This is a genomic window from Citromicrobium bathyomarinum, assembly GCF_038594485.1.
GTDB lineage: Bacteria > Pseudomonadota > Alphaproteobacteria > Sphingomonadales > Sphingomonadaceae > Alteriqipengyuania > Alteriqipengyuania bathyomarina_A.
The window spans coordinates 656,300-673,593 of the sequence record NZ_JBCFZG010000001.1 but is presented as its reverse complement, the minus strand read 5'-3'; the positions used below and the strand labels follow the sequence as shown (position 1 = coordinate 673,593).

At 63.5% G+C, this 17,294-nt stretch carries 19 protein-coding genes; 12 read left to right on the top strand and 7 right to left on the bottom strand.

All coding sequences use genetic code 11. The annotated features are described in order from the left end of the window. Positions 1–10: 10 nt before the first annotated feature. Positions 11–1,297 carry a phosphopyruvate hydratase gene (gene eno / locus AAG591_RS03365; protein WP_342529554.1) on the bottom strand — a complete coding sequence of 429 codons (1,287 nt, stop codon included), beginning with the start codon at positions 1,295–1,297 and terminating at the stop codon, positions 11–13. Positions 1,298–1,462: 165 nt separating this feature from the next. On the opposite strand from eno, the gene AAG591_RS03360 reads away from it, so the two are divergent. From AAG591_RS03360 to AAG591_RS03335, 6 genes are all read left to right on the top strand, one after another. After that, positions 1,463–2,008: a hypothetical protein gene (locus AAG591_RS03360; protein ID WP_342529552.1), complete on the top strand. Its 546-nt coding sequence runs from the start codon at positions 1,463–1,465 to the stop codon at positions 2,006–2,008. A gap of 23 nt (positions 2,009–2,031) precedes the next feature. Further along, the gene (locus AAG591_RS03355) at positions 2,032–2,475 is read left to right on the top strand and encodes a phage holin family protein (RefSeq protein WP_342529551.1); all 444 of its coding nucleotides are present in this window, start codon (positions 2,032–2,034) and stop codon (positions 2,473–2,475) included. Beyond that, a complete protein-coding gene (locus AAG591_RS03350; protein ID WP_342529550.1) occupies positions 2,472–2,780 on the top strand; it encodes a hypothetical protein in 309 nt (102 codons plus the stop codon). Before AAG591_RS03355 ends, AAG591_RS03350 begins: the two co-directional genes overlap by 4 nt. A 79-nt stretch (positions 2,781–2,859) precedes the next feature. Then, positions 2,860–3,339: a hypothetical protein gene (locus tag AAG591_RS03345; RefSeq protein ID WP_342529548.1), complete on the top strand. Its 480-nt coding sequence runs from the start codon at positions 2,860–2,862 to the stop codon at positions 3,337–3,339. A 98-nt stretch (positions 3,340–3,437) separates the two neighbouring features. Beyond that, complete coding sequence (locus AAG591_RS03340) at positions 3,438–3,683, top strand: DUF4170 domain-containing protein (protein WP_342529547.1); 246 nt, start codon at positions 3,438–3,440, stop codon at positions 3,681–3,683. A 7-nt stretch (positions 3,684–3,690) separates the two neighbouring features. Further along, the gene (locus AAG591_RS03335; RefSeq protein ID WP_342529546.1) at positions 3,691–4,179 is read left to right on the top strand and encodes a GNAT family N-acetyltransferase; all 489 of its coding nucleotides are present in this window, start codon (positions 3,691–3,693) and stop codon (positions 4,177–4,179) included. A gap of 34 nt (positions 4,180–4,213) precedes the next feature. Here the strand turns inward: AAG591_RS03335 and greA are convergent, their stop codons facing one another. The 5 genes from greA to carA all read right to left on the bottom strand — a co-directional run bounded on the left by greA (position 4,214) and on the right by carA (position 9,880). Next, entirely contained in the window at positions 4,214–4,681 is a 468-nt protein-coding gene (greA, locus tag AAG591_RS03330) for a transcription elongation factor GreA (RefSeq protein WP_342529544.1), read from the bottom strand. 120 nt (positions 4,682–4,801) lie between these two features. Next, positions 4,802–8,122 carry a carbamoyl-phosphate synthase large subunit gene (gene carB, locus AAG591_RS03325; protein WP_342529543.1) on the bottom strand — a complete coding sequence of 1,107 codons (3,321 nt, stop codon included), beginning with the start codon at positions 8,120–8,122 and terminating at the stop codon, positions 4,802–4,804. After that, positions 8,122–8,472 carry a hypothetical protein gene (locus AAG591_RS03320; protein ID WP_342529542.1) on the bottom strand — a complete coding sequence of 117 codons (351 nt, stop codon included), beginning with the start codon at positions 8,470–8,472 and terminating at the stop codon, positions 8,122–8,124. The genes carB and AAG591_RS03320 overlap by 1 nt, the downstream gene beginning before the upstream one ends. Beyond that, entirely contained in the window at positions 8,472–8,696 is a 225-nt protein-coding gene (locus AAG591_RS03315) for a hypothetical protein (protein ID WP_342529541.1), read from the bottom strand. Before AAG591_RS03315 ends, AAG591_RS03320 begins: the two co-directional genes overlap by 1 nt. 2 nt (positions 8,697–8,698) lie before the next feature. Then, positions 8,699–9,880, bottom strand: a complete 1,182-nt coding sequence (gene carA, locus AAG591_RS03310; RefSeq protein ID WP_342529540.1) for a glutamine-hydrolyzing carbamoyl-phosphate synthase small subunit — start codon at positions 9,878–9,880, stop codon at positions 8,699–8,701. Between the two features lie 176 nt (positions 9,881–10,056). Between carA and AAG591_RS03305 the strand changes: the two genes are divergently transcribed. The 5 genes from AAG591_RS03305 to rpoD are packed head-to-tail and all read left to right on the top strand — an operon-like array spanning position 10,057 to position 15,506. Continuing rightward, entirely contained in the window at positions 10,057–10,509 is a 453-nt protein-coding gene (locus AAG591_RS03305; protein ID WP_342529539.1) for a GatB/YqeY domain-containing protein, read from the top strand. Beyond that, a complete protein-coding gene (locus AAG591_RS03300) occupies positions 10,506–11,219 on the top strand; it encodes a hypothetical protein (RefSeq protein WP_342529538.1) in 714 nt (237 codons plus the stop codon). Before AAG591_RS03305 ends, AAG591_RS03300 begins: the two co-directional genes overlap by 4 nt. Before the next feature lie 59 nt (positions 11,220–11,278). Further along, positions 11,279–11,593: a GIY-YIG nuclease family protein gene (locus AAG591_RS03295; RefSeq protein WP_342529537.1), complete on the top strand. Its 315-nt coding sequence runs from the start codon at positions 11,279–11,281 to the stop codon at positions 11,591–11,593. Between the two features lie 10 nt (positions 11,594–11,603). Next, on the top strand, positions 11,604–13,505 hold the full coding sequence (dnaG, locus tag AAG591_RS03290) for a DNA primase (RefSeq protein ID WP_342529536.1): 1,902 nt from the start codon (positions 11,604–11,606) through the stop codon (positions 13,503–13,505). A 3-nt stretch (positions 13,506–13,508) separates the two neighbouring features. Next, complete coding sequence (rpoD, locus tag AAG591_RS03285) at positions 13,509–15,506, top strand: RNA polymerase sigma factor RpoD (RefSeq protein WP_342529535.1); 1,998 nt, start codon at positions 13,509–13,511, stop codon at positions 15,504–15,506. Between the two features lie 37 nt (positions 15,507–15,543). On the opposite strand, the gene AAG591_RS03280 is transcribed toward rpoD, so the two are convergent. After that, positions 15,544–16,083, bottom strand: a complete 540-nt coding sequence (locus AAG591_RS03280) for a hypothetical protein (RefSeq protein WP_342529534.1) — start codon at positions 16,081–16,083, stop codon at positions 15,544–15,546. A 92-nt stretch (positions 16,084–16,175) separates the two neighbouring features. On the opposite strand from AAG591_RS03280, the gene AAG591_RS03275 reads away from it, so the two are divergent. Further along, entirely contained in the window at positions 16,176–17,273 is a 1,098-nt protein-coding gene (locus AAG591_RS03275) for a winged helix-turn-helix domain-containing protein (RefSeq protein ID WP_342529533.1), read from the top strand. The last annotated feature ends 21 nt before the right edge of the window (positions 17,274–17,294 follow it).

Below are 17,294 nucleotides of genomic sequence, written 5' to 3'. Positions count from 1 at the left end.
TGCCGCGCAATCAGCGCGACAGGCGACCGAAACAGGCGTGGCCGGCAAAGTGCGCGCTGTCGCCCAGCTCTTCCTCGATCCGGATCAGCTGGTTGTACTTGGCGAGCCGGTCCGACCGGGCAAGGCTGCCGGTCTTGATCTGCCCGCAATTGGTCGCGACGGCGAGATCGGCGATGGTCGAGTCTTCGGTTTCGCCCGAACGGTGGCTCATCACGGCGGTGTAGCCCGCACGGTGCGCGATATCGACCGCGTCGAGCGTTTCGGACAGCGTGCCGATCTGGTTGACCTTCACAAGCAGCGAATTGGCAAGGCCGCGCGAAATACCGTCGCGCAGGCGCGCGGGGTTGGTCACGAACAGATCGTCGCCGACCAGCTGGACTTTGTCGCCGATCTTGTCGGTCAGGGCCTTCCAGCCTTCGAAATCGTCTTCGGCCATGCCGTCTTCGATCGAACGGATCGGGTAGTCGTTGCACAGCGCGGCAAGGTAGTCGGCCATTTCGGCCGCACCGTAGGTCGCGCCCTCGCCCGACAGGACGTACTGGCCATCCTTGAAATACTCGGTCGCGGCGCAATCGAGCGCGAGCGCGATGTCGCTGCCCGGGGTAAAGCCCGCCTTCTCGATCGACTGCATGATGAAGTCGAGCGCATCGCGCGTGCTGCCGATATTGGGCGCAAAGCCGCCTTCGTCGCCCACGGAAGTGGAAAGCCCCTTCGCGGAAAGGCCCTTCTTCAGCGTGTGGAACACTTCCGCGCCCCAGCGGACTGCCTCCGCGAGCGTTTCCGCGCCGACCGGCATGATCATGAATTCCTGGATGTCGATCGGGTTATCGGCGTGTTCGCCGCCGTTGATGATGTTCATCATCGGCACCGGCAGGACATGTGCCGAGACCCCGCCGACATAGCTCCACAGCGGCAGGCCGCGCGCGTTGGCACCCGCCTTCGCAACTGCGAGACTGACGCCGAGCAGCGCGTTCGCGCCGAGGCGGCCCTTGTTCTCCGTGCCGTCGAGCGCGATCAGCATGGTGTCGACATCGCGCTGATCCTCGGCGTCGATGCCCAGAAGCGCGTCGGCAACTTCGCCGTTCACCGCGTCGATCGCCTTGAGCACGCCCTTGCCCAGATACCGATCGGCATCGCCATCGCGCAGCTCGACCGCCTCGTGTGCCCCGGTCGACGCGCCCGAAGGCACGGCAGCGCGGCCGAAGCTGCCGTCTTCCAGCAGACAATCCACTTCGACGGTGGGATTGCCCCGACTGTCGAGAATCTCGCGCGCGTGCAGGTCGATGATGGCAGTCATTGGGGCTCCGGTCGGATCGTGGTATTTCGGTCGGGTCGGCAAGGCATGGCCTCGCATCCCCGCGCGGCTTATGCGGTGGAACGAACCCATGCAAGGTGCGTTGCACAATCGAGGGCTGCGCCAGCTACGGCCGGTCGAACATGAATAGCAGAAAAGGGAAAACCCATGGCTGCCAACGATAAGACAAACGAGACCACGAGTGCCGTTCCCCTGACCACCGATGCCGCAGGTGCCGCAACCGGCTCTGCCGCTGCCGCCGGTGGTGGTGCGCAGGAGGCGAAGTCCCGCTTCAATTCCGCGCTGGACGAAGCCAAGGCCGGGGCGCAGGCGCTCCGCGGCGAAGCGAGCCAGCGCGCGCAGGCTTACAAGGAACAAGCGGCGACCAAGGGTTCGGCCTATGCCGAACAGGCCAAGGCCAAGGGCGGCGAGCTCGCCGTCGAAGGCAAGCACCGGGCCAGCGAAGCCCTGACCTCGCTCAGCCGTGTCGTGGCGGAAAATGCCGCCAAGGTGGACGATAATCTCGGCCCGAAATACGGCGATCACGTGCGCAACGCGGCGCGCGGATTGCAGGATGCGGCGACCCATATCGACACGAAGTCGTATGACGAACTGGGCGACGAAGCGCGCGAATTCGTGCGCAAGAACCCCGGTCTTTCGGTCGGCATCGCCGCCTTCACCGGCTACGTCCTCGCCCGCATGTTCCGCCGCTAAGGCGGACCGGCTGAGGAGGGGCTGTGCCGGATCAGTTCGATCATCATCCCGAGCCTGCCGTGTCGCCCGATGCGGCAGGCTCCCCAAATCCAGAGACAAGGCGCGTCGGCACCACCCGCGCGGACGAAGAGCCGCTCGGCTCGCTGTTCGACGACGCTTACGCGCTTTACGAAGACGGCAAGACCTATCTGGAGGCGGAAGTCGCGTTCCAGAAATCGCGTGCAGGATATGCCTCGCGCGAGACGGGTTCGGGCGTGGTCTTCGCGATGGCCGCGCTCGCATTCCTGCACCTCGCCCTGATCGGCCTGGTCGTCGGCCTCATCATCGCCCTCGCCCCCATCATCGGCCCATTCGTGGCCACGGCGGCGGTCGTAGGGACATTGCTTGTCCTGATGGTGATCGTCGGGCTGGTCGCCCGCGCACGCTTCAAACGTGTCAGTCGGGCGTTCAAGGGAGACGGTTCATGACCTCGCGCAAACTCCAGATGGAGGAAGATCGCGCCCTGCGCGACGCCGCCCGCGCGCTTGTCAAAGGCGACATCGCGCATCTGCGTGGCGACGTCGAGGAGAAGGGCGTCGCAGCGCGGGTTGCCAGTTCGATAAAGCTCGGCGCGTCCGACATTTTCCATGAGGGTATGGAGCTGGTCGAGCGGCACAAGCCTGCCTCGTACGGGCTCGGCGCAGTGCTCGCGGCAGTTGTGGGCTGGTGGGCGCTGGGCAGCAGTTCAGACGAATCCGACGATCAGGACTACGCGTGGGACGAAAACGGCTGATCCCGCGCGGAAACTCGGAACTCTCGGCCCTCCCCAGCGCTTGATTAACAAGGCACCATCAAAGGTTTGGAGAATACGCATGAGCACCCAGGAACAGCGCGACGAACTGCGCCGCAAGATCGAAGAGAGCGAACGCCGTAACGAAGAGCGCAGCATCGCGGACATCGCACGCGAAGCGACCGACAATGCGACCGAGTTCGTGAAGACCCACCCGATGATCACCGTTGGCGCGGTTGCGCTTATCGGCCTCGTTATTGGTTCGCGCACGTCGAAGGGCCGCGAACTGACTGGTCGTGCGGTCGGCTTCGCCGATCATCTGGCCGATCTTGGAATGGCGTACGCCGGTGGCATGGCAAGCCGCCTGGGCGATGCCACCCGCCACGGTGGCGATCGCCTGGTCGATTTCGGCGACGACGTTGCCTTCGGTGGCCGCGCCGCCAAGCGCAACGCGCATTATTTCGCGGAGCGCCAGAAGGATGCCGCGCGCCACGCAGGTCGCCGCGCCGCCCGCAAGGCGAGCCGCGGCTATCGCGACCTCAAGGCTTACTTGCCGCACTGATCGCGTGCATACGTAAAATGCAGGGCCGAGGCCTTGCCTGAAAGCCCGCGAGCGGTATTGCTCGCGGGCTTTTTCACATCCAGCAGAAAGTCTCCCCCATGTCGGACAACAAGGTACAGGAAACCACCACGCCCCAGCGCCTCCACCTCGTGATGGGCGGCCGCGTGAAAGACCCCCGGTCGGTCGAATTTCAGGACCCCGAAAGCATTCACGTCGTCGGCGTGTTCAGCACCTACGACCAGGCCGAAGAGGCTTGGCGCGCCAATGCACAGCGCACGGTGGACGATGCCGAGATGAAATACGTGATCGTGCATATCCACAAGCTGCTCGAACCTGCAGCCTGAGCCGTCCGTGGCCAGTCGTATCCGCCTATTCCGGGAGGACGACGCGGATGCGCTGGTGACGCTGGTGACACGTTCGATCAAGCAGATCGGACCGCGCAAATATTCGCGCGAACAAGTCACCGCCTGGGCGGCCCGTCATGAAGACGCGAGCCGCTTCGTGGAGCGGGCCCGCCAGGGGCAGACAATACTGATCGCTGCGGACGAGGCCGATCGTCCCATTGCCTACGCTATTCTGGAAAGCGACGGGCACCTCGATGACCTCTACAGCGACCCGGCTCATACCCGGCAGGGTCTGGCAGCCGCGCTACTTTGCGAGGCGGAGGCGACTGCGCGCCGATCCGGTATCGAACTGCTCTACACCGAGGCGAGCGAACTCGCCCGCGCGTCTTTCGAGCGCGCAGGATATCGCGTCACGCACAGGCGCGACTTCGAGATTTCTCACGAGGGAAAAGACATCCCCATCCACAATTATGCGATGGAAAAGCGACTGGCGTGAGTGGCCGCTTTCGCAGCAACTCACGCCCGATTGCTCAGATAAATTCGATCTTGTCGAGAAGGTAGAATTTGTCGCCCGACGGGACCGTCACTTCGATCTCTTCGCCCACCTTCTTGCCGATCAGCGCACGCGCCATCGGCGAGTTGTACGAGATGCGGCCCGATTTCGCGTCCGCTTCGGTCTGGCCGACGATCTGATACTTGATCGGCTTGTCGTCTTCGTCGAGCAGCGTCACAGTCGCCCCGAACACCACCTTGTCGCCCGACAAGGTCGAGGGATCAATGATCTGCGCACGACTTACCCTGTCTTCGATCTCGGCAATCTGCGCCTCGACCTGCCCCTGCCGCTCCTTCGCGGCGTGATATTCGGCGTTTTCCGAAAGATCGCCATGAGCACGCGCTTCTTCGATCGCGTCAACGATTTTCGGACGTTCCGCGCGCAGGGTTTTCAAGTCGGCGGTGAGCCGCTCGTAACCTTCTGCCAGCATCGGAACTTTTTCCATTGGGTACCCCCGATCTATCAAAATTGGCCTGACCACCGGCGCTTTTTCCGAAAGTCCACCTTACGCCGCGCCCTTAACGGGGCGGAGAAAACGGGAAGAGTTTTCGGGGAAGTACTGTCGTCAGGTCGCTGAATAATAGGACTGGAGCGACCGAACTTCAAGCGGCTGCGATGTTAGCGCTGTCATGGCCTCCACTGCAGCGCGCCCGGCAGAGGCCGTGGTGAAGTACGGCACCTTGTGTTCCAGCGCGCTCGCGCGGATCGACTGGCTGTCGCGCAGGCTCTGCCATCCTTCCGTCGTGTTCAGGATCAGGTCGATCTCGTGGTCGATGATCCGGTCCACGATATGCGGGCGGCCCTGGGCGACCTTGTTGACCAGCGTGACTGGCAGGCCCTGATCGACGAGGTAGGAATGCGTGCCGCCCGTCGCGACCACTTCGAATCCCAGATCGACCAGCCCGCGAACCGCCTCGACGATCGCGGGCTTGTCGCTGTCCTTCACCGAAACGAACGCCCTGCCCTTGCGCGGCAGCATCATCCCGGCGCCCAGCTGCGCCTTGGCGAAGGCCATTGCGAACTCGCTGTCGAGCCCCATCACTTCGCCTGTCGATTTCATCTCCGGGCTCAGCACGGGGTCAACACCGGGGAAACGGCCCCAGGGGAATACCGCTTCCTTCACCGCAACGTAGTCCAGCTCGCGCGTGATCGGGGGCAGGTCGGCAAGCTTTTCGCCCGCCATGATGCGTGCGGCGTATTTTGCGATCGGCTGCCCGATGGTCTTGGCGACAAAGGGCACCGTGCGGCTTGCGCGCGGGTTGACCTCGATCAGGTAAATCTCGCCTTCCTTCACCGCGAACTGTGCGTTCATCAGGCCGACGACGTTGAGCTCGCGAGCGAGGGCTTCGGACTGGCGCTCGATCTCCTCGACCACCTCCGCAGCCAGCGAATAGGGTGGCAAGGTGCAGGCACTGTCGCCCGAGTGGACGCCCGCCTCCTCGACATGCTGCATGACGCCGGCGACGACGATATCGGTGCCGTCGCACAGCACATCGACATCGCATTCGATCGCATCGCGCAGATACTGGTCGACCAACACCGGGCTCTCTCCCGAAACCTTCACCGCGCTGGCGATGTAATCATCCAGCTGCGCCTCGGAATCGACCACCTGCATTGCGCTGCCGCCCAGCACGTAGGACGGGCGCAGCAGCACGGGATAGCCGATGGTGCGTGCCGCAGCAGCGGCTTCGTCGCGGCTCTTGGCGATGCCGTTGTCGGGCTGCTTCAGCTTGAGCTTGTTGACCAGCTTGGCAAACCGCTCGCGGTCCTCGGCAAGGTCGATCGCATCGGGGCTGGTGCCGAGGATGGGAATCCCCTCGTCCTCCAGCGCCTGCGCCAGCTTGAGCGGGGTCTGCCCGCCGAACTGGACGATCACGCCGACCAGCTCGCCGCGAACCATCTCGCGGCTGAGGATTTCGAGCACGTCCTCTGCAGTCAGCGGCTCGAAATAGAGCCGGTCGGAGGTGTCGTAATCGGTGGAGACGGTTTCCGGGTTGCAGTTGACCATGATGGTCTCGAACCCGGCCTCGCTCAGCGCGAAGCAGGCGTGGACGCAGCAATAGTCGAATTCGATGCCCTGCCCGATGCGGTTGGGACCGCCGCCGAGGATGACGATCTTCTTGCGGTCGGAAGGATCGGATTCATCCGCCGGAGCGCCGAACGCGGGCGCTTCGTAGGTCGAGTACATGTAGGGCGTCGCCGCCTCGAACTCAGCCGCGCAGCTGTCGATCCGTTTATAGACCGGCAGCACGCCGAGCTTGTGGCGCAGCTGGCGGACTTCTGCGGCGCTGGTCGCTCCCGCCATCGCCTGCATCGCGTCGTGCAGCAGGCCGGAACGTGCCGCCACCGCGCCGCGCGCCGCGCCCACCGAGTCCACGGCCAGACGTGCCAGCTGCGCATCGGAGAAACCGAGAGCCTTGAGCTTGCGCAGCTCAGCGGCATCGCGCGGCAAGCCGTCGGCAGCCACGGTCTTTTCCGCTGCGATGATCGCCTCGATCTGGCGCAGGAACCACGGATCGTAGGTGGTCGTCTCGCGGATCGTTTCGAAGGGAATCCCGGCGCGGAAGGCCTGACCGATACCGAGCAGGCGCGAAGGTGTGCGGCGACTGATGACCGAAATGATCTCGTCCTGGCTGGCGTCTACCAGGTCCTCCACCGGATCGAGCCCGTCGAGCCCGGTTTCGAGCCCGCGCAGCGCCTTTTGCAGGCTCTCTGCAAAGCAGCGCCCGATGGCCATGACCTCGCCGACCGATTTCATCGCGGTGGAGAGGACGGGCTCGGCGCCCTTGAACTTCTCGAACGCGAAGCGCGGGATCTTGGTGACGACGTAGTCGATCGTCGGCTCGAAACTGGCGGGAGTCGCGCCGGTGATCTCGTTGGTGATCTCGTCGAGCGTATATCCCACCGCCAGCTTTGCCGCGACGCGCGCGATGGGGAAGCCGGTGGCCTTGGACGCAAGCGCAGAGGAGCGCGAGACGCGCGGGTTCATCTCGATCACAATCAGGCGCCCATCCTCGGGATTGACCGCGAACTGCACGTTCGACCCGCCCGTCTCAACCCCGATCTCGCGCAGCACCGCGATGCTGGCGGAGCGCATGATCTGGTATTCCTTGTCGGTCAGCGTCAGCGCGGGGGCGACGGTGATCGAATCGCCGGTATGCACGCCCATCGGATCGACATTCTCGATTGCGCAGATGATGATGCAGTTGTCGTTGCGATCGCGGACAACCTCCATCTCGTATTCTTTCCACCCGAGCAGCGATTCCTCGATCAGCACCTCGGTGGTCGGCGAGGCATCGAGGCCTTCGCGCACGATCCGCTCGAACTCTGACTTGTTATAGGCGATCCCGCCACCGGTGCCGCCGAGGGTAAAGCTGGGGCGGATGATCGAGGGGAGCCCGGTGCGCTCCAGCACGGCAAATGCCTCGTCCACCGTCTTGGCAACGCCGGAGCGCGCGCTTTCCAGCCCGATCTTGTCCATCGCCTCGCGGAAACGCTGGCGATTCTCGGCCTTGTCGATCGCGTCGGCATCGGCGCCGATCATCTGCACCCCGTGCCGCTCCAGCGCGCCGCTTTCGAACAGCTTGAGCGCGCAGTTCAATGCGGTCTGCCCACCCATCGTCGGCAGCAGCGCGTCGGGCTTTTCCTTGGCGATGATCTTCTCGACCACCTCGGGAGTGATCGGCTCGATATAGGTCGCGTCGGCGAACTCGGGATCGGTCATGATCGTCGCCGGGTTCGAATTGACGAGGATGACACGATAGCCCTCCTCCTTCAGCGCCTTGATCGCCTGCGTGCCCGAGTAATCGAACTCGCACGCCTGCCCGATGATAATGGGGCCTGCGCCAATGACGAGGATGGAGGAAATGTCAGTGCGTTTGGGCATTATTCGCTTTCGTCCGGAGTCACGTACTTTTCGTTGCCGACAAATCCGAACTTGGTCGTTCCGGATTCTTTGATCTTGTTGAGGACGCACGCTGAAGATTCGTAATCAGCGTTTAGGTCAGGCTCAAAGTAGATTTCGCCATCAGGCTTGACGGTAAGTGTCACGTCGGATGCCCCGCAGATACGCAGGATTGCGTCGGCATCGGATTGCTGAAAGCCATCGGTGAAATCGATGATGGGTTCTTGCTGAGCTGCTTCGGACTCTCTTCTAACGTCACTGCACGCTCCGAGCGCAATCGATGAAATAGCGCCGATGAAGAGGAAGGCAGAGAAGTCAGTGCGTTTGCGCATCAGAAATGTGTTTCACCAAGTTTTTTGAGTTGGTTAAAGGCAGCTTCGGTTAGCCGAAGCGACTGTGAGATCTTGTCCTGAAATTCTCGATCGCTTGATCCGTAAGTATCAATCTGAACATACTTCTCACCGGCAACCTCAACGGCTCGAATTGTGCCAGAGCATTCAGTATGGCCAACACGAGAATTCTGCGGCTCAACCCTAAAACTCTTGACCACCGCCATCTTTAGTCTCCCAACATCCCCACAAACTTCTCGAACAGGTAGAAGCTATCCTGCGGCCCCGGGCTCGCCTCCGGGTGGTACTGCACCCCGAACGCCCGCTTGCCCGTAATCGCGATCCCGCAATTGGTGCCGTCGAACAGCGAGACGTGCGTCTGCTCGACGCCTGCGGGCAGCGTGTCGCCATCGACTGCGAAGCCGTGGTTCATGCTGGTGATCTCGACCAGGCCGGTCGCATCGCCCCACCCTTCGCCGACGCGCTGGACGGGATGGTTCGCGCCGCGGTGGCCCTGAAACATCTTGCTCGTCTTCGCGCCCGCTGCGAGGCCGAGCAGCTGGTGGCCGAGGCAGATGCCGAAGATCGGGATGTCGCGCTCGAGCAGGCCCTGGATCACCGGCACCGCATAGGCAGCGGTCGCGGCCGGGTCGCCCGGGCCGTTGGAGAGGAACACGCCATCGGGTTCGTGCGCCAGCACATCCTCCAGCGAGGTCTCGGCGGGCACCACAGTCACCCGCGCACCCGCGCGGACCAGCTGGCGGAAGATGTTGTCCTTGGCGCCAAAGTCGATCGCGACCACGTGCGGCTTCTCCGCCCCGCTCTCGCTGTAACCCTTGCCCAGTTCCCACGCGCCGCCGCGCCAGCCCTCGTGCGCCTTGCGGCTGACCCGGCGGGCGAGGTCCATGCCTTCCAGCCCCGGCCACTCACGCGCCTTCTGCAACAATGCATCGAGATCGAAATTCCCGTCGGGCGCGTGCGCGATCACCGCGTTGGGCGCGCCGTTCAGGCGAATGAGGCGGGTCAGTGCGCGGGTATCGACGCCCGCGAGGCCGATCTTGCCCTCGTCCTTCAACCAGGTGTTGAGATCGATCGTCGAGCGGAAATTGCTCGGCCCGGTCGGCACTTCGCGCATCACGCAGCCGAGCGCGCTTTCCACCTTGCTCTCGATATCCTCGGGGTTCGCGCCGACATTGCCGATATGCGGGAAGGTGAAGGTGACGATCTGCCCGGCATAGCTCGGGTCGGTCATCACTTCCTGATAGCCGGTCATGCTGGTGTTGAAGCACACCTCGCCCACGGCGCTTCCTTCGGCTCCGCAGCCAATGCCCCAGAGCGCCGTTCCATCGGCAAGAAGCAACACCCCGGTCGCGCCTGAAGGTTGCGCAGGGGTAATCTCGGCAGAAGCCATGGGCCTGTCCGTTCCTATAAGTGTTCCGGCGATGTGCGCTAAGCCATCCGGCTAGGCCTGCGGTTCCCGCCCGTCAAGCGCCCAGCTTGCGCTTTTGACCATCGACGGTTGGCAAGCGGAACATTTGTTATATGCGGGCGTCTGTTGAGTCAGATACAAAGGTAAATCGGTAAACCATGATACGCGAGACGATCCAGAAGGAAGTCATCGCCGCGATGAAAGGCGGCAACAAGGAGCGTACGGCCGCGCTCCGCCTGATCCAGGCGAAGATCAAGGACCGCGATATCGAATTGCGCACAGCCGAGAAGAAGGGCGAGGATGACGAGATCGTCACCGACGTGCTCCTGAAAATGGCCAAGCAGCGCAAGGAATCGATCCAGATGTACCGCGATGGCGGGCGTGAAGAGCTTGCCGCGCAGGAAGAGGCCGAGCTGGCGGTGATCGAGGAATTCCTCCCCAAACAGATGGACGAGGCCGAAACCAAGGCCGCGATCGAGCAGGTCAAGGCCGATACGGGCGCGTCCAGCATCAAGGACATGGGCAAGGTCATGGCCGAGCTAAAGAACCGCCACGGCGCGACGCTCGACATGAGCCGCACCAGCGGTTGGGTGAAGGAATCGCTCCAGTGAAATATGCTCTCGCCGCCTGTCTCGCAGCGCTCGCGCTTGCAGGGTGTTCGGGGGAGCCGGACGAACCGGCACCCACGCCCACACCCGAGGAGACGGCGGCTGCCGATGCTCCCACCGAACCGCGCACGCTTGTCGCTGCGGATCTGGGGGAAATCCGTCTTGGTGCGAAGATCGAAGGGCCGGTCGGTCCCGAAGTGGAGGCATCCATCGTCGCGGGCGGTCGATCCATCGGCGACATCGTCAGTTTCGTCGCCTGCCCCGCCGAATACGACACCTGCGACCCCGAGGATATGCCTGAAGGCACGGTGTACACCTACGTCATCACGGTGACGCCCGGGGTCGACAAGCCCAACGATCCGCCCTTCAACCGGCCCGTGGGGCTCGACGAGGTCGAGGCGGCCAGCGTCTTCAGCACGGTGCGGCAGGCAAGCGGTTTCACCGGCGCGATCGGGTATGATTTCAAGCAGGCCGAGGAGGCTCTCGGTCCCGACGGGGCGATCCGCGTGCAGGACGACAACGGCACCTTGGTGTGGCGCGTGGTCGGCGGGGATGGCTGGCAGACGGGCGAGCCGATGACGTTCTTCTGGCAGAGCACGCTGGCTCCGGACGGCGCGGCCGAAGCCTATTCGCTGCGCGCCGACGAAAAGATCGCAATGGCCAGCGGCCCGTTCCCGCCCAAGGAAGAGGATGCGGGCAGCGACAAGCCGTAGCGATAGAAGTTCCCCGTTCGTGTCGAGCGAAGTCGAGACACCGCTATCAGGGCAGTAAGATGGCCTTCTGGTGCTACATTCTCAAATGCCGCGACGGCAAATTCTACACCGGCCATACCGATGACCTCGACCGCCGCGTGGCTGAGCATCGGCAAGGCGGCTATTGCGAATTTACGAGCCGCAGGCTGCCGGCGTTTCTCGAATGGGCGCAGGATTTTCCGAGTCGCGCCGAGGCGCTTGAAGTCGAGTTGCGAATCAAGAAGTGGTCGTGGGCAAAGAAGAACGCCCTGATTGCGGGAGATTGGGCGCGCCTCTCATATTTTGCACGGCCCCCGCGCGAGCGTGTCTCGACTTCGCTCGACACGAACGGCTAGACTCAGGCCAATGGCGCTTTCCCCACAATGGCTCGATCAGCTGCGCACCCGCGTGACGCTTTCCAGCGTCATCATGCGGACGACCAAGCTGCAGCGCGCAGGCCGCGAGTGGAAGGCGTGCTGTCCGTTCCATGACGAGAAGACGCCCAGCTTCACCGTCAACGACGAAAAGGGCTTCTATCACTGCTTCGGCTGCGGTGCGCATGGCGACGTGATCCGCTGGATGACCGACCAGCGCGGATTGCAGTTCATGGATGCGGTGAAAGAGCTGGCAGTGGTCGCCGGGCTGGAAATGCCCGCGCCGGACCCACGCGAGGCGCAGAAGGCGAAACGCCGCGCCGGGTTGCACGACGCGATGGGCGCGGCGCAGCAGTTCTTCGTGTCGGAACTTTCCACCCAGCGCGGCGCCGCCGCCCGCGAATACCTCAACAAGCGCGGCTTCTCACCCGCCATCATGCGCGAATTCGGCTTCGGTTACGCGCCGGACGAGCGGCAGGCTCTCGCCACCGCGCTCGGGACGCTGCCGCCGCAACTGCTGGTCGAGGGCGGCCTGCGCATCGCGATCGACGGCAAGGACCCGTACGACCGCTTCCGCGACCGGCTGATGCTGCCGATCCACGATGTACGCGGCCGGGTAATCGCGTTCGGCGGGCGCATTCTGACGGCAAAGGAAGGCGCGCCAAAGTACCTCAACTCGCCCGAGACGCCTTTGTTCGACAAGGGCCGCACCCTCTACAACATCCACCGCGCCGGGCCAGCCGCACGCAAGAGCGACCGGATCATCGTCGTCGAAGGCTATATGGATGTCATCGCGCTCGCCAATGCGGGGATCGCGGAGGGCGTCGCCCCGCTCGGCACCGCGCTGACCGAGAATCACATTGCCGAGCTGTGGCGGCACGTCCCCTGCCCCATCCTGTGCTTCGATGGCGACGCGGCGGGGCAGCGTGCGGTACGCCGGGCGATCGAGCGTTCGTTGCCGCTGCTGAAGCCCGGCCACACGCTCAAGATCGCGTGGCTGCCCGCCGGGCTCGACCCCGACGACCTGATCAAGGCGAAAGGTGTTGCCGCTTTCGAACAGGTGCTTGGAAAAGCGCAGCCTCTGCTGGAGGCGCTGTGGACGCTCGAAGCGCGTGCCACCCCGCTCGACAGCCCCGAGGCGAAGGCGGGTTTGAAGGCGCGGCTGATGGCGCATATCGAAGCGATCGAAGAGCCCGATGTGCGCGCGCTCTACCGCCGGGACCTGCTCGACAAGTTCTCTGCCTTCGCCTTCCCGAAGCGCGAGAAAGCGCCGTTTACCCCGCGCAAGGATTGGCGGCGCGATCGCGAGGAGCCGCTTTCGCCAGAGCTTGCACGCAGGCTTGCCAACCTTGCGCAAGGTGGTTCGCGCCAGCGCCTGACCGCCAGTGTGATGGAGCAATTTGCGCTCTATCCGGAGCTGGCAGAGCACCACAGCGCAGCTCTGACAGAGCTCGCAGAGAACGACCCGTCGGTGGCAAGTTTGGTCGATCGAGTACTTGCGCGCTCACAAACGCTTGAAGCCGACGACAAAAACGCCATATTCGACGCGCGCTGGGGCTCCCGGTCCGCTGAACAATCCGCACCTGGCTTACCTAGAGAAGCCCAAGATGCAGCGACCGCGCGCGAGGACCTGGCCGAAGCCATCGCGTTGCTGGTCGAAGGGCCGGCGCTCGACAAGGCACTGGCCGCCGCTACGGAGCGCTTCGAGCACGATCCGGAGGGGGCGTTCGCCGAGCAACAGCGTCTGCTGAAGCGGAAGCTGGCGTTCGATGCGCGCTTGGGCCAGATGGCGACGAGGCGGATCGCGAGAGCGACACCGATTACAGATTCAAAGGCCGCTGCGGCTCCATCGGAAGACGGGGAACGCATCGGTCAGGAAACGGATTTTCAATAGCCCATGGCGACCAAAGAGACCGAAGACGCTCCCCTGATCGACCTTAACGAAGCGTCGATCAAGAAGCTGATCACGAAGGCGAAAAAGCGCGGCTACGTCACCTATGACGAGCTGAACGAAGCGCTGCCTCAGGGGGAGATGAGCTCCGACCAGATCGAGGATATCCAGGCCGCGATTTCCGAAATGGGCGTCCAGATCGTCGAATCGGATGACGAGGTCGAAGCCGAAAAGGACGAAGTCGAAGAGATCGCGCCCGATTCGGGAGCCAAGAAAGACACCAAGTCCACCGCCGCCGCCGCGCCGAAGAAGACGGTCGATGCCCGCACCGACGATCCGGTGCGCATGTACCTGCGCGAAATGGGCGCGGTCGAACTGCTCAGCCGCGAAGGCGAAATCGCCATCGCCAAGCGGATCGAGGCCGGTCGCGACACGATGATCATCGGGCTGTGCGAAAGCCCGATTACCTTCCACGCGATCATCCAGTGGTCCGACGCGCTAAATGAAGGCGAGATGCAGCTGCGCGAGATCCTCGATCTCGACGCGATGCTCTCCAAGGAACCTCCCGTCGACAAGATGGAGGAGGAGAACGAAGACGACAGCGGCGAGATTTCCGAGGAAACCGCCGGCCCGACCATCCGCGAAGACGACGATGACGAAGACGACGATGCGGAAGACGGCGACGAAGACGGCGACGGCGAAACCAAATCGCGCCGCGACGACGACGACGAAGAAGACAACACGATGTCGCTCGCCCAGATGGAGGCGGCACTCAAGCCCGACGCGCTGGAACGCTTCGCGCGTATCACCGACCTGTTCAAGAAGTTCGAAAAGCTTCAGGAAGAGCGCGTCGACACGCTTGGTCGCGGCGACGTGTTCCCGCCCGCCAAGGAAAAGAAGTACGAGGATCTGCGCGAACAGCTGACGGCCGAAGTCGAAAGTGTGCAGTTCCACGCGACCAAGATCGAATTCCTGGTCGACAACCTCTACGCCTTCAACCGTCGCCTGACCGCACTGGGCGGCCAGATGCTGCGTCTGGCAGAGCGTCACAAGATCAAGCGGATGGACTTCCTCGACGCCTATCTCGGCAACGAGCTGGACGACGATTGGCTGACCAGCCGCACCAAGGACAAGAAGTGGGCCGCCTTCGCCGAGAAGGAAGGCGATTCGGTTGAACGTATCCGCCAGGAAATCAGCGACATCGCCAGCCAGACCGGCATGGCGCTGCCCGAATTCCGCCGGATTGTGAACATGGTCCAGAAGGGCGAGCGCGAGGCGCGCATCGCGAAGAAGGAAATGGTCGAGGCGAACCTGCGCCTCGTGATTTCCATCGCCAAGAAATACACCAACCGCGGGCTGCAGTTCCTCGACCTGATTCAGGAAGGGAACATCGGCCTGATGAAGGCGGTCGACAAGTTCGAATACCGCCGCGGTTACAAGTTCAGCACCTACGCGACGTGGTGGATCCGGCAGGCGATCACCCGCTCGATCGCCGACCAGGCGCGCACGATCCGCATCCCGGTCCACATGATCGAAACGATCAACAAGCTGGTCCGCACTTCCCGCCAGTTCCTGCACGAGCAGGGCCGCGAGCCCACGCCCGAGGAAATGGCAGAGCGTCTTTCCATGCCGCTCGAAAAGGTGCGCAAGGTGATGAAGATCGCCAAGGAACCGATCAGCCTCGAAACGCCGATCGGCGACGAGGAAGATTCGCACCTGGGCGATTTCATCGAGGACAAGAACGCGATCATCCCGGTCGATGCCGCGATCCAGAGCAACCTCAAGGAAACCGTCACCCGCGTGCTCGCCAGCCTGACGCCGCGCGAAGAACGCGTGCTGCGCATGCGCTTTGGCATCGGGATGAACACCGATCACACGCTGGAAGAGGTCGGCCAGCAGTTCAGCGTGACGCGCGAACGTATCCGCCAGATCGAGGCAAAGGCGCTGCGCAAGCTCAAGCACCCGAGCCGCAGCCGCAAGATGCGCAGCTTCCTCGATCAATAACCAGATAGGCCCCGGCAATTGCCGGGGCCTTTTTGCGTCAACCCAGAGCTGCCTTGCGGAACAGCGCTGCGAGGGCGAGCCAGCCTAGGCAAAACACGCCGGTTGCAACCCATTCGAAACCGATGGGCTGCCGACCGATCAACAGGATAGCCAGCTGAGCCACTGCGCACAGCAGCATCAGCACGGCCATCGCGGAGGCGCGGAAGCGGAAAATGGCTCCGCCGATCAGAACCGCCGCCAGCATGGCAAAGTATGCAAGGTTGAGCGGATTGTCCTCGTTTCCGATGAAACCCACCGCCAGATTGATCCAGACCAGCAGAAACGCGCCCAGCGCGGCTCCGGTAGCGGCAAGCCGGTAGCTCCATTTGTTCGACGCGCGAAAGCCCAGTTCTATCAGCGCGCCCAGAACGCACAGCGCCACCGCGGCCAGGGCGAAGTCCCCCGCAGACCACCCCATCTCCGGCAGCACGATCTTTGCGGTGACGGGAATGGCAAATATCGCCACCAGTGCACCCCACAGTGCGACCCTTAGCGGGAGCGGCATGGCGGTTCGGGCGTTCGGTGCGTGGTCGGTCATGAAAAAAGTCCTCGCTGTGTAAGTGTTGCGGGACATCATTTGCCAAGCGCGCGGGTGAGCGGCATGAGCGCAAGGTGAGGATCATCTGAGCAATGGCTTCGACGCGTTATCTGTTCGGCGAATTCGCGATCGATTGCGATCAGCGCATCCTGCTGGGTGCCGCTGGTCCGGTGCCGCTCAATGCACGCTATTTCGATGCGTTGGTCCTGCTGGTCGAAAACGCAGGGAGCCTGATTTCCAAGGACCGGTTCAACGAAGAGGTCTGGCGTTCGATGCCCGTCACGGACGAGGCGCTGACGCAGTGTATCCGTTCGCTCAGAGCAGCGCTGGGCGACAAGGCGCGCGATCCGCGCTTCATCGAGACCGTGCCCAAGCACGGCTATCGCTTCATCGAAGAGGTTCGACGCGAATATGTCGCCGACGACCCCTCGCCGAAGCGATCCGACGAGGCAGACCCCCTTCATTTGGCTCTCGCACTGCTCTGGCGCGCCACGATCGGCGGGACCGGGGCCGGTATCATCGGAGGTGTGCTGTATGGCATGATCGGCCTGCCAGATGCGCCCGGTGCCCTTTCGGCCCTGCTGGTGATGGTTGCGCTGTGCGGGGTGGTCGGCTTTCTCGCAGGCCTCGGCGTGGGGGCCGGCCTGGGCGTCGCGGCCACCTTCGCGCCCCGCTCCCGCGCTTGGCAGGTGGGCGGCGCGGCGCTTGGTGGCGGGCTGGTAGGCGCACTGAGCGAGTTGCTGGGCGTCGATGCCTTCACCCTCCTGTTCGGGCGCGCACCATCCGATATGACGGGCCTGCCGGAAGGGCTGACCCTAGGCTGCGCCATTGGATGCGCGTTGCTGGTCCAGCCGCGGGAAAGCGACGGACGCCGTAGTTTCATGCCGGTTGCCGTCGCGGTGCCGCTTGGCCTCGTCTCCGGGGCGCTGATCGCATTTGCGGGCGGGCGTCTGATGGCGGGAAGTCTGGAAAAGCTGGCCGAGGCATTCGGCGACAGCCGGATCGGGCTCGGCAGGATTGCCGCGATGTTCGGCGAGCACGCCTTCGGTCCGCTCTCTCTGGCTTTTACCACGGCGTTCGAGGCGATGCTCTTCGTCACCATGGTGGTCGCAGCAATTCGCCTGTTGCCGGACGGGCGGGAGACCGGAACGCCCGCCGGGGATGCGGGCCGATATGCGGGTAGCGTCTGACCGCACCTGCGACTATGTGCA

Bases quoted from the DNA above. Each gene is read 5' to 3' on its own strand.
- rpoD (WP_342529535.1), top strand. From the start codon at position 13,509: ATGGCGACCAAAGAGACCGAAGACGCTCCCCTGATCGACCTTAACGAA.
- AAG591_RS03345 (WP_342529548.1), top strand. From the start codon at position 2,860: ATGAGCACCCAGGAACAGCGCGACGAACTGCGCCGCAAGATCGAAGAG.
- eno (WP_342529554.1), bottom strand. From the start codon at position 1,297: ATGACTGCCATCATCGACCTGCACGCGCGCGAGATTCTCGACAGTCGG.
- AAG591_RS03360 (WP_342529552.1), top strand. From the start codon at position 1,463: ATGGCTGCCAACGATAAGACAAACGAGACCACGAGTGCCGTTCCCCTG.
- AAG591_RS03350 (WP_342529550.1), top strand. From the start codon at position 2,472: ATGACCTCGCGCAAACTCCAGATGGAGGAAGATCGCGCCCTGCGCGAC.
- AAG591_RS03280 (WP_342529534.1), bottom strand. From the start codon at position 16,083: ATGACCGACCACGCACCGAACGCCCGAACCGCCATGCCGCTCCCGCTA.
- AAG591_RS03295 (WP_342529537.1), top strand. From the start codon at position 11,279: ATGGCCTTCTGGTGCTACATTCTCAAATGCCGCGACGGCAAATTCTAC.
- AAG591_RS03340 (WP_342529547.1), top strand. From the start codon at position 3,438: ATGTCGGACAACAAGGTACAGGAAACCACCACGCCCCAGCGCCTCCAC.
- AAG591_RS03315 (WP_342529541.1), bottom strand. From the start codon at position 8,696: ATGGCGGTGGTCAAGAGTTTTAGGGTTGAGCCGCAGAATTCTCGTGTT.
- AAG591_RS03320 (WP_342529542.1), bottom strand. From the start codon at position 8,472: ATGCGCAAACGCACTGACTTCTCTGCCTTCCTCTTCATCGGCGCTATT.
- greA (WP_342529544.1), bottom strand. From the start codon at position 4,681: ATGGAAAAAGTTCCGATGCTGGCAGAAGGTTACGAGCGGCTCACCGCC.
- carA (WP_342529540.1), bottom strand. From the start codon at position 9,880: ATGGCTTCTGCCGAGATTACCCCTGCGCAACCTTCAGGCGCGACCGGG.
- carB (WP_342529543.1), bottom strand. From the start codon at position 8,122: ATGCCCAAACGCACTGACATTTCCTCCATCCTCGTCATTGGCGCAGGC.
- AAG591_RS03305 (WP_342529539.1), top strand. From the start codon at position 10,057: ATGATACGCGAGACGATCCAGAAGGAAGTCATCGCCGCGATGAAAGGC.
- dnaG (WP_342529536.1), top strand. From the start codon at position 11,604: ATGGCGCTTTCCCCACAATGGCTCGATCAGCTGCGCACCCGCGTGACG.
- AAG591_RS03275 (WP_342529533.1), top strand. From the start codon at position 16,176: ATGGCTTCGACGCGTTATCTGTTCGGCGAATTCGCGATCGATTGCGAT.